Source organism: Burkholderia sp. WSM2232, assembly GCF_000472545.1.
Taxonomy (GTDB): Bacteria; Pseudomonadota; Gammaproteobacteria; order Burkholderiales; family Burkholderiaceae; genus Paraburkholderia.
On the sequence record NZ_AWZV01000012.1, the window covers coordinates 220850 to 232374 of the forward strand.

Consider the following 11525-nt stretch of genomic DNA (forward strand, 5'->3'; position numbering starts at 1 on the left):
TCGCTGCAAATCGACACGGCGCTCCTGCGAGCGCCGTGATTTTTATTGCGGGTCAGCGGCCGGGCTGAGCGGCCTCGTGCAACGCCGGGAGCGTGTCGTTCTCCAGCTCAGCAGGCTGGGCACCCTTCGTTTCAAGCAGAGTCGTTAATGCGCTCACCATCGTCTCCACGCGAAAGCGCGCATTGAATGTGCGCGCGGCCTGCACACGCATGGCCTCGCGCGCTGCGTCGTCGAGTTCGAGCCAGCGTACGAGACTCCGTTCAGTACCATCGACGGTATCGGGTGCGACGAGCCCGGCGCCGTCCTGTTCGATTTCACGCCATACGTTGACCTTGTCGGAGATCAGCGCGGGCAGCCCGCAGCCCAGCGCCTCCGCTACCGCCACGCCAAAGTTCTCCTGGTGCGACGGCAGTGCGAAAACGTCGCTCGCGTGAAAGGCGCCCCATTTCAGATCGCCTTGCAGCATGCCAGGCAGACTCAGGCGATGCGGGATTCCAGCCGCCTGTGCCTGAGCTCGCAGGCTTGCAACCCAGCCGGTCTCGTCGGGGCCGGCAATCACCAGATGCAGCGTGGGCTCGCGCTGGGCCACGCGCGCGAACGCGTCGATCAGCAGGTCGCAGCCCTTTTTCGCATGCACGCGGCCGAGGAACAGCACGACACGTTTGCCGCGCGCTGCGGGCACAGCCTGCAAGAACGCTTCGCGCACCGATGCTGCATCCACCTCGGGAACGGTGGTGCCGAAAGGCACGATACGCTCGCGTGCCCGATAGAGCCAGAACGACTGACGCGCTCGCGTGCGCTCTTCTTCGGTCGTGAAGATTACAGCACGCGCGCCGCGAAGCACGCGATACTCGGCCCACGGCCAGTAAAGCCACTTCTTTAGATGCTTGAGCGGGTACGCCTGCTTGAACCACGGGTCGAGCATGCCGTGTGCGTACACGTAATACGGTACTTCGCTGTCGTGCAGCGCTTTCCACGTCGCGAAGCCGTGGTATTGCCACAAGCCATGCACGATGACTGCGTCAAATCGCTTCCCGTGACGGGCCAGCCAGGGCGCGAGATGGGCGCTATAGCTGTAGCGGTTCGAGGCCGGGCCGAATGCATGGACGGGAAACGGGAAGGTCGCGAGATAGGCGTCGTCCGGGGAATCGCAGGTCGCAACTTCGATGTCGTGTCCCGCATTCTGCATGGCAACGCCGCTGCGGCGAACGCCCTCAACGGGACCACCCGCGCGTGGGTCGACGCTTGCAAGCACGTGGAGTATTTTCATCGCGCAATGTCCGCCCGGTTGGAGCCTGGCAGTCGCGCCGTGTGCGACGTGCCGAGCGTGCTGGCAAGGTCCGCACGTCCCATACCGGGTTGAATGCGACCAGGTAAGTCCGGCATCGCGGCGGGCCGCATAGGACGAGCCGTGCGCATGTGCTTTGCGCGTGCCGGCAACGCAAGCTGCAAGCGCGTGAACGTAGCGATCATGAGACCCAGTCCGACACCGAATACGAGACCCGAGAAGCGTGGCCCGAGCGGATTGCCGCCAATGGAGGTGGCCGGCAATGCGGCAAACAGCATGATCGCGCGGCCGAGCACCGGCAGCATTGGCGCATTGGGCACGACCTTGCGCCAGTAGCGGTATGAGAAGAAGCACAGCGCAAGCGCGCCGAGCGTCGCAAGCGGCATGGCAATGCCGAACACGAGCCCGCCTGCGAAGAACTGATAGACCCAGAAGTTGTGACCCGCGGCCCATTCGTTGATCGCGTAGAAATCCTGCTTGCTGAATTGGCCCGCAAGATCCGGCAAATAGTCGGGCGAATAGCGGTAGTAGTGTCCATAACCCGCGCCGAATAGCAGCGTTTCGGGCGTGGCGGTTACCTGGTCGTACTGGTCGCGCATTTCGGCAAGACGCGTGATGGTGGTCGGATCTTTGCCTGAAACCGTTGCTTCCGAGAAGAAGATACGTTGCGACCAGTGTTCCGCGACATTCGGCACCGCCAGTATCGCGATACCTGCCACGCCCGCCAGCACCGTGGCTACCACTATGCCGCGAGCGACAGCGCGCCATATCTGCCGTATCGACGGCGCGCTGAGCGCCATTGCGATCAGAAACAGCAGCACCGTGCCCACGAGCAGGCTACGCGTGACGCTCAGCAATTCGACAATGACCGTGACGGCAAACACGGCCACCGTGTATGGCGTGTAGCGCTTTGCGACGACGAACTCATGCAGCAGCACGCCCTGCAATCCGAGCAGCGTGACCGAGATGATCCGGAAGCGTACGTCTTCGAGACCGCCGCCCGTTGCGATGCCGTACACGAAAGTAAATATCAGGCTGATCACATTGCCGGCGAACAGCGCCTTTTCGAAGTGAGCAATCCGCTGCTCACTCCACGGTCGGCATGCGACCAGATAGCCAAGCAGAAACAGCACGAACGGCAGCAGCACGCGCAGATAATTGCCGCTGTCGTTGTCCTGAATGAGCTGCGGAACGACACTGCCGAACACGCACAGGAACATGCTGGCGGTGACGATTGAGCGAAGCCGGGAGCGCTCGTGAAAGCGCGGTGCGATCAGCAGAAGGGCGAGTCCCGCTGCCACTGCTGGAACGACAAAGATGAACTGGGCGAAGTGCCCGGTGGTCGCGTTGGTGGCCTTATAGTCCAGCGCAAGTGGTAGCAGGAAAATCCATATCCATGGCGTTGCATACTGATGGCGCATTCTTGTTTCCTCCCCGTCGCCGTCATTTGCCGTCGTCTATAGCGGACGGTCTCGCGTCGGGTCATTGTGCGCGCAACTTTATGCTTGCGCGCAGGACCATTTGCGGTTCGTCGCCGCCTGCCTGGATTCTGGCGACAGTGGAAAGGGCTATGCCTGCAAGACGCACGCAAGCTCTCCGATGTTGTCGGTGAATGCCTTGATCTTGGCGCTCGTATGGGCTTGCTGCCGCCGAAGATGCAAACAGGTTAAGGCGTCCGAATAAACTGAAATCAGGGGAGAACAACATGAAGCTATTCGGCGGGACGGGACCCGCAAAGGCCGGGCGAGCGATCGAGCTGGATTTCGTTCGCGGCATCGCGATCATTGCGGTGATGGGCTTTCACTTTCATGCTGTTCACACCAGTAACGTGGTGATTCAGATTATCGAGTACCCACTCAAGAACTTCGGACGAGAAGGTGTCAATCTCTTCTTTACTCTAAGCGGCTTTCTGGTAGGCGGACTGCTGCTTCGGCAATACGCGGAGACGGGCCACGTCGACGCGCGGCGCTTCATCGTTCGGCGTATGTTCCGTATCTGGCCGGCGTATTACGTACTCGTTCTGTTTCATGTGTTAGTCGGCAGGCATCCGTGGAATACCTTTCTATTCCAGAACCTCACGCATTTGCAGAACTATCTGGGCACGTCGATCACGCAGACATGGAGTCTTGCGGTAGAAGAGCATTTTTATCTGGCACTGCCTGCGCTCTTACTGGTTTTCTCACGCTGGCGGCTCGGCGCATGGACAATTGTCGGCGTGCTTTCCAGCATCTGTGCGGTAACGCTCATAGCGCGTTGTTTTGCGGTCGCGGGCGGCAACCTGGAAGGCGCCTTTGCGTACACGCAGTACCGCATCGACAGCTTGCTCATCGGCGTGATTCTCTCGGCTATCTACTGGATGAAGCCCGGCATCTATCATCAGATCGCGCGGCGCAAGTGGCTATTGATCGGCAGTGTGGTGCTGCTGTGTGCATGGCTCGCGTTCGCCACGAAGAACATTGCGCTCGACGAAAGTGTCGGCTATACGATTCAGGCGCTCGGTTTTGCGGCGCTTATCGTGCTGGTGCTGGAGTACTCAGGATCGCTGCGCAAGACGTGGATGTATCGCGGCGTCGCGTGGGTCGGTCTGTATTCTTACGGTATTTATCTGTGGCATTCGCTGGCGCTTGCTCCCGGCGACATGCTCATTCGCAAGGCAACGTCGCTCGGCTTCGCGCCGGCCGTGATCTGGCTCGTTGCGCTTGCCGCGCAGTTCGCCATTGCTATTGCCATCGGCTATGTGACCACGCGGGCGATCGAATACCCGTTTCTACTGATGCGAAATGCGCTGTTCCCCGAGAAACGCAGCAGTTCCGTGCGGGAAGAAGTGCCGGTCGCGGGCGGGCAGTTATCCTGAGCAGTTATGCATGACGGTTCGACGTGCCCGGCTCGGGGCCGGCGCACGGCACGTGCGCTTCATGCGGGCGGTCTTCGAATCACGCCATCTGCTGCAGCAAGGTTTGCTTGAATTCACCGAGCGTATTCTGCGAAAGCAGATTGTCGCGTGAAGCTGCCGCTGCGTGCGCGTGAGGCCATGAGGTCATTGCCTCGGTAATGGCCTTGCCAATCGACGCAGAGCTCAGGTCGCTCAGTATCGGTCCCAATTCACAGCGCCTGCTGAACCAGCCAATCAAGCCGTCTTCCGTCGCGATTACCGGCTTGCCGAAGCGGTAAGCCTGCACCAGCACGCCGCTCATGCCGTAATGACCTTTGTAGCCGAGCCACACCGCATCGCAGGCCGAAAACAGGTCGCGCTCCATGTCGTTGGAAATAAACGAGTCGAGCACTACGGGCGCGGGCGTGAGACTGCGCACGTGGTTGCGCATGAAATGCCGGATGCTTGCATCCTGTTCGCCGGCGACGATCAGCGTAGGCCCGTGCTCAAGGCGAGTCATCGCGTGAACCAGCTCGTAGATGCCCTTGCGTTCCGTGATTGCGCCGTACACCAGCAAATAGCGCTGCTCCGGGTCGAGGCCGAGCCGCTCGCGGGCGAGTGCCGGGTCTTCGGCGCGCTCGTCAGGAAAGGGGTCGGCCACATAGGCCACCTTTGCACTGCCTTTCGGTGCATTGAGCGTTGCCCATTCTGGCAAGGTCGGATCGATGCTCAACAAGGTGCGCAGACCCGGCGTGCGAATGGCACGCCTGAACAATCCGGCCTTGATCGCGTTGACGACTGGCCGATCGGGCGCCTTGATGCCGACCTTGTGGTGATGAAACGTGGAGCGCATGGTAATGCCGATCCACGGTGTCTTGCCGAACGGTGAGCCGAGAAATGGCAGCCCATTGAAGAAATAATCGGCGTAGGGCACGACAACCAGCCGGATCGATTGTGCGCGACTCAATAACTGGTACGCACGCTCGAAATAGTGGTGAAAGCGCCAGTACTGATTGCGTTCACGCAAACGGTGAGTCCGGCTTTCCTCGGCATCGACGAAAGCGATCTGCTGATCGGGGCGATCAGCGGCGGTAATGCGGCGCGCGAGCCGGTGATCTTCATTGGCGCATTCAGTGACCAGAATGCACGGATAACCCGCGTCCGCGCAGGCCTGCATGATCCACTCCGCGTAGCGCCAGCGGTGACCCGTCAGATTGGGCTCAACGATCAGGACAAACTCAGGTTCTATCATGTGGGTAGGCATAGGCGGATATGGACGTGCGGAAGTTGACGAATTGCACCAGTCATTCAGCGGGCCGGGACGCAACTGTCCGAGCCGCGGGCTCTGTTGCGCAATCAGATGAATAACGTTAGCACTGCCCGCCACGGCGAAACTGGCTGATTCGCGCGTTGTGTGGGAAAACGAACCACCGCGCAAGGGCTGCGTCTGAAGCGGCCTGGCTGATGGCGGTTGACGGCGAATCTCTCGCGGTAAGGTCATGCCTACGGTTCCAGATGAACCATTGCCAGGTTGCTGGCGCAACCTATTCAATCAGCCGCGGCGGCATCAACAGCGAGTGACAAAAGCTGGATTAACTGCTGAACGGCAACGTAAATCGACGGAGAATCACTTGCGGGCGATCAGGCTTCCCGCGTTCTCGATAGCGAGCAGCTTCGGGGCGAGCGCGGCGACGTGGGTGTTATTGCAACAGTTCGCAGTGCGTGGGCTGGTGGCGATCAAGTTTCTGGCGATTGGCCGCATGCTCGGGCCTGAGGCGATCGGCAGCGTGAGCGTGGCTTTGCTCGCGGTCGCGATTGCGGAGGCGCTGTCCGACACGGGGCTTGCGCAGGCTGTGATTCAGGGCGAACATGCGCCGACGCACTCGCAACTCGGGGCGGTATGGACCACGCTCACCGCACGCGGCGTGTTGATTTCATTACTGCTGGTCGCACTGGCGCCGTTGCTGTCGAGTCAGTTTCATCTCGACGGCTCGCTCGTGCTGATCCAGCTCGCTGCGGTACTGCCGCTGTTGCGCGGCCTCGCATCGCCGGCCTATTACGTCGTGCAGCGCGAGCGGCGCTTTCAGCATATTGCAGGCGTGGAAGTGGCGGCGGCTTTTGTCGATTGCGCGGTAGGGCTCGTGCTCGCCTATCTCGGTGCGGGTGCAGCTTCGGTGCTGATTGGCCTCGTCGCCGGAGAAACCTTGAAAAGCACGCTGACGTGGGCCACGATGAAGCCGCGGCCGCCGGTGCGCGCAGTATGGTCGGGCATCGGCCAGTACGTCAATTTCAGTCGATGGATCTGGGCGAGCAGCGTGATCAACCTGTTGCTCAATCAGTTCGACAAGGTGGTGGTCGGCAAACTGCTCGGGCCGACGCAACTTGGTGGATATCAGATGTCGTCGCGCCTCGCGCAGATGCTGCTCGCCGATGCGGCGATCGCGATGTCGCAATACCTGTTTCCCACTTTTGCCGCGCATCATCGGCGCAGTGCCCAGGCTGCTTCGAGGCTGATCAGGATCTATCTGCTCGTGGCCGCAATTGGACTTGCTGTTTTTGTCGAAGTGCTGCGGCTGGTCGCGCAACCGCTGTTTTCGTTGATTCTGGGCGCGGCCTGGCTACCCGCGGTGCCGCTCTTCAGGATTCTCGTCATCAATATGGCAATTGGGGCGTTGATTGCGGTGCTCGTGTCCTATCTGCGCGCAATCGGCGACGCGAGGGCCACTGTACATGCGTCCGCGATTCAGGTGGTGGTGCTGCTTGTCAGCGCGCCGCTCGGGGTTCGCTGGTGGGGCGTGACGGGTATTGCATGGTCGATGACGCTGGGCCTCGGCTGTGCCGCGGCATGGATGCTTTATAGAACGTTGACGGCAAGGACGGCATGATGCGTGTCTTCCATCTTGTACTGGCACCGCGTTTGTCCGGGGCCGAAGTGCTCGCAAAAGATCTCGCGCTTGATCAGTGCGCTGAAGGCATGGCTGTGTGCGTGGCATCTCTGTTGCCTGCGCATGCCGATTTCACTGCGCTCGCGGACGAATTGCAACGGCACGGCGTGCAGTGCTGGTTTCCGACGAAGCGGCATCACGCGCTCGGCAAGCTGTGGAATCTGTTTGTCGCCGTGCGGCGCTTTCGCCCCGACGTCATCTTCGCACATGCCACCATTCCGTCGTTCTATGCGCGAGCTTTGCCGCTTGGCGCGCCGGTAGTCTATGTAATGCATTCGGCGACCAACGACTTTGAGCGCCCGCTTTTCAGACGAGTCGAGCATCTTCTGTCGGGGCGCGCGAGCGTGGTGATCGGCGTATCGCAGCAAGGCGTGAGGGACTACATAGAGGCAATCGGCGTGCATCCGTCCATGACGGTAGTGCCCAACGGCGTCGATCTCGCGCGCTTCGCATTTACCGACGGGCGCCAACGCGTTGGCAGCGTGCCGCAGATCGTGCAGATTGGCCGCTATGCGTCGGTGAAGAACCAACTGCTCACGGTGCAGGCTTTCAGCGAGGTACTCTCCCGGGTCGGGGACGCGAAACTTACGTTATACGGGGTGGTGGAAGACCCTGACTATCAGCGCGAGGTCGTTGCGCTTGCAACCAGGCTGAACATTGCAGAGCGCGTGCTGGTAGCCGGCCCGCGCAGCGACGTGGCGTCGGTGCTTTCTGAATCGAGCGTGTTCGTCATGCCGTCGCGCTCGGAAGGGCACAGTGTGGCATTTCTCGAGGCGTTGGCGTCCGGCGTGCCGATTGTCGCAAGCCGCATACCGGCGTTCGCGTTCGCTAATGGCTTTCCTGGCGTGCAACTGGTGGATACGGACGATACGAGCGGCTACGCGGAGGCTATCGTCACAGCGCTCGGACAGCAGCGTGTGCAAAGATCGCTTGCCGGGCTCACGCTGAGAGACACGGCCGAGCGATATCGCGCGATTGCGCGGCAGGTGTGCCCAGCTGTATCGGCGCGTCAAACGCTATAAAGCACTCGCTCAGTGATGAGCGTTGATGTCGCGTGTGTCCGATGCAGGTTCCGGCTCTGGCGTTACCGTTTCGACAATCGCGAGCGCTGACTCGTGCATGGCGAGCGTGACGAGATGGCGCGCTTCCTTGCTGCTCGAATCCAGCTCTAGCGCGCTGCTCGCATTGCTTGCCACGCAATCCCAACGTGCGATGTTGCCACAGCCTCGCGCGAGATTGAGCAATGCATCGCGTTGCTGTTCGCGGGCGTTGACGGCCGCGCGCAGGCTCTGCGCTTCGCGGCTTTGAGGTTGCACCGCGATGGCCGCGGCGACGCGGGCCTTTGTGGCGACCAGGTTGTTGTTCTGCAGACTCGCGCGTGCCGCACGTAGGTGCCGCGAGAGATCGGCTCGCGCCTTCTCTTCTGGGGTAAGCGGTAGCGTCGCGCCGGAGTCGCGCTTTGCTTGCGCTGACAAAGTTGCGGTGCTCGAAGAAGCGGGCGTCGCGGGCGAGGCCGAGGACGTAGCGGAAACAGCGGCTGCCCCACGGCGAGCAAGCAATGGCGATGCGGCAGATAGCGTCGCCGCGGACGCCGTCGGCGATGGGCGTGGCGCAGGTGCCGGCTCGGCGCGCGGAGCTGCGGCGGAAGCGACGGCTGCGGCTTGCGCAGGCGATGCTGCAGGGGAACGCATGGGCGCTACCGCCGGCGGCATGATCTTCTGCCGGGTGATCGCACCGGAGACACCGACAGGCTCGTTTTCGTCAGCGCTGTCGCCGTTGTATATGAAGCCCACATAAACGGTCGACGCCACGACCAATGCCGACGTAGCCAGTGCAAGCGGCACGCGCAGCCGCTGCTGAACAGTCGGGCCGGCCAAAGACTCGTCGATGGTCGCATAGGGATTGGCCAACGTGCGTGATGGACTCCACACTCTTCGCATGCGCACCCGATGCGTGCGCATCGCGCGAGCGTCATTGAGCCGCACGGTCAGGGTCGGCACGAGCGCCCCAAACGAAGGGGCGCTGCGCGCACGACATGAAGGGCAGGGCGTCATGCGATTGGCGAGCGGCGCTCCACACGATTCGCATTCCGAATTATTGGCTGTGTCTGCATTCATGTTGTTATTGCTCGCGAGGTTGCGCGGGCGTGGGGTCCGCTTGCGGTAGCCGCCATGCAGGCACCGCAAGCCACGCTCGCGGTGTTTTACTGTGCGACGACGTAGCCGCGCGCCTGCATGCACGCGCCGTAGGCGGCCCAGTAGCGCGTCATCGGCGGTTCCGGCGCTGGCAGCGGCGGCAGAGCGGCCGTCCCGGATTGCGACGCGTCGGACGCGCTAGCGGTGGTGGCCGGCTCAGAACCAGCTTTTTCCGCGATTGCTGCTGACGCCGGCAAGGCCGCAGAGGCCCCGTGCGCTGCATTCGCCGTCGCAGTTGGCGTCTCGCTTGCCGGCACCGCGCTTGCCGGTGCCGCAGGCGTCGCAGAGGCGGCGTTGCCGGCAGTGGCGGTGCCTGGTTTCGCCGCCGCGGCCGAGCCGGGCGCGGCCGTCGCCATTCCATCCGGTAGTGCCGGGCCGCTCGGCGCAGCAGAGAACGTGCTGGGCGGCAACGGCGGACGAGACGGCGCGCCAGTCGACGACGTTTTGGTTCCGGCAGGTTTGGGTGGTGGCGTTTGAGGTTCGCGCGCGATGTTGACCTTGGTCTGCTTGTTCGCGGTCGCGTAGCACATCGCGCTGTCGATGTTACGTTGATACGCGCTCTGGCTTCGAATCGGATAGACCAGTGGCTGCCACGCAAAGGCCGCGTTGCTCACCGCCATCAAGGTCATCAGGGTGTAGGTTTTGTATCCCATCGCAGTCGCTCCCGCAGCGATGTTGAGCCGTTCGCCGGCAATTATGCTTCGCGGTCCATTCTGGTTGCTTCGATCCTGCCGCCCAAAACGACGGCTGGCTGCCGCGAAGACTGCTCTCCTCAGACTACCACCGTGGCGCACGAAATCAGTGCGTTGCATAACGCGCGAAAACGCCATCGTGCAGTCGAATCAGGCCATGTTGCTTCGACTGGCACGCATTCACAGGTTCCCGACACGGCCTTAAGCGACGGCAGGCACGCGCACTCGCGCGGGGCACATCTGGATGGCGAAATATGACGTGTGCGGCGCGCTATACGCTGTCCCCCATTGGCTTATCTGCCGACGAATAGATACCTTACCTTTTCGCCGCCATAGCGAGACAGGTGTTGCGCCAAGCCTCGCATTTGCGAAAGCACTGCGCTCCTGATCGGGTATGCCGTCGTTACCGCTTCTTATCACCTCTTGCCATGGCTTCGTTGCAGTTATGAAACGTTTATAATTCCTCCGCCAGCGCGCCAAGTAAGTAATACCTGTCGCGTGCCGGCCGTAGTGAGCTTCAGCAAGTTTGCCATGTCGGCTCCTACCAGGCGCCGCGCAGGACAGGTAAGAACCGCGCTAGTCGACAGACGAGTGCTGTCTTACTGTCCGCTTGATGTCTGCCGCCGGTTTTAATAGCGCGTGACAGACGGTGAATCCAACCCCAGATCGTTCAGGGATGACGCAAACAGAACTGGCTTTGCGCAGCAGTTAGTCATCCTGAGGATTAAAGGGGAAACGAAAGGCAAGCGGTTCTCGTCGTTCTGTTTCGAAATGAGCGCGTAAAACATAGCCGCGCTGGTCTTCGCTCGCCCCGCGTTTGAAATGTTTCGACGGACCTCACTGCGTCCGGGGGGCGTGCTTTTGCTTTTTATCCGACAACACAAAGACGGCCGTGCTTGCGCTAATGCCGCTCCATCCTCGGGGATAACTCTTCTTCGCAAAGACAGGGACAATGGTTCGATATTCGAAGTTGATGGGGATTGCCGCGACAACCGCGCTGGCATCCTTCGCTGCGCAAAATGCACACGCGCAGGCCAGCACGATCACGGTTGGTGGACAACAGTACAAACTGTGCGCGCAGGAAAACGGCAAGTGCTCGTTTCTTGGCACGGCTTCTGTGGTATTTGGCGTAGTGCCGCCCGATGCCCCCTCGACGATGCTGACCAGTCCCGCTACGTTTAGCAATGGGGTAGGCTGCTATCAGGGCGCGGTGTCGCAAACGGATCCGGCCTACGGGTATGACAAGGCGTGCTGGATGCGCGCGGTCGCCGCGTCTGCACCGGCACCGGCACCGGCACCGGCACCAGCACCGGCACCGGCACCGGCACCGGCACCGGCACCAGCACCAGCACCAGCACCAGCACCAGCACCAGCACCAGCACCAGCACCAGCACCAGCACCAGCACCAGCACCAGCACCAGCACCAGCACCCAGCCCGACGCCCACCCCAACTCCTGCACCTGCACCGTCTCCTTCGCCGTCAGCAACCTCGAGCGCTGCGATTTCCTGCGGCGCGCCGACTCAAACCGCGGG

Annotated in this window: 8 protein-coding genes and 1 pseudogene; 4 read left to right on the top strand and 5 right to left on the bottom strand. The window is 61.7% G+C overall.

Translation table 11 applies throughout. The features are described 5' to 3' along the window. Positions 1 to 52 precede the first annotated feature (52 nt). On the bottom strand, positions 53 to 1270 hold the full coding sequence (locus F757_RS0113305) for a glycosyltransferase (protein ID WP_027211813.1): 1218 nt from the start codon (positions 1268 to 1270) through the stop codon (positions 53 to 55). Beyond that, positions 1267 to 2709 carry a hypothetical protein gene (locus tag F757_RS0113310; RefSeq protein WP_027211814.1) on the bottom strand — a complete coding sequence of 481 codons (1443 nt, stop codon included), beginning with the start codon at positions 2707 to 2709 and terminating at the stop codon, positions 1267 to 1269. The genes F757_RS0113305 and F757_RS0113310 overlap by 4 nt, the downstream gene beginning before the upstream one ends. A gap of 284 nt (positions 2710 to 2993) precedes the next feature. On the opposite strand from F757_RS0113310, the gene F757_RS0113315 reads away from it, so the two are divergent. After that, entirely contained in the window at positions 2994 to 4142 is a 1149-nt protein-coding gene (locus tag F757_RS0113315) for an acyltransferase family protein (RefSeq protein ID WP_027211815.1), read from the top strand. 79 nt (positions 4143 to 4221) lie between these two features. On the opposite strand, the gene F757_RS0113320 is transcribed toward F757_RS0113315, so the two are convergent. Further along, positions 4222 to 5424 carry a glycosyltransferase gene (locus tag F757_RS0113320; protein ID WP_027211816.1) on the bottom strand — a complete coding sequence of 401 codons (1203 nt, stop codon included), beginning with the start codon at positions 5422 to 5424 and terminating at the stop codon, positions 4222 to 4224. A 367-nt stretch (positions 5425 to 5791) separates the two neighbouring features. Between F757_RS0113320 and F757_RS0113325 the strand changes: the two genes are divergently transcribed. Together F757_RS0113325 and F757_RS0113330 are read left to right on the top strand one after the other, a co-directional pair. Then, complete coding sequence (locus F757_RS0113325; protein ID WP_027211817.1) at positions 5792 to 7045, top strand: oligosaccharide flippase family protein; 1254 nt, start codon at positions 5792 to 5794, stop codon at positions 7043 to 7045. After that, positions 7045 to 8127, top strand: a complete 1083-nt coding sequence (locus F757_RS0113330; RefSeq protein ID WP_035466756.1) for a glycosyltransferase family 4 protein — start codon at positions 7045 to 7047, stop codon at positions 8125 to 8127. The genes F757_RS0113325 and F757_RS0113330 overlap by 1 nt, the downstream gene beginning before the upstream one ends. A gap of 9 nt (positions 8128 to 8136) precedes the next feature. Here the strand turns inward: F757_RS0113330 and F757_RS0113335 are convergent, their stop codons facing one another. Together F757_RS0113335 and F757_RS0113340 are read right to left on the bottom strand one after the other, a co-directional pair. Further along, entirely contained in the window at positions 8137 to 9105 is a 969-nt protein-coding gene (locus tag F757_RS0113335) for a hypothetical protein (protein WP_232221401.1), read from the bottom strand. A gap of 203 nt (positions 9106 to 9308) precedes the next feature. Next, complete coding sequence (locus tag F757_RS0113340) at positions 9309 to 9953, bottom strand: hypothetical protein (protein ID WP_027211820.1); 645 nt, start codon at positions 9951 to 9953, stop codon at positions 9309 to 9311. 991 nt (positions 9954 to 10944) lie between these two features. On the opposite strand from F757_RS0113340, the pseudogene F757_RS36555 reads away from it, so the two are divergent. After that, positions 10945 to 11525, top strand: a pseudogene (locus tag F757_RS36555) (hypothetical protein); the annotation flags it as partial.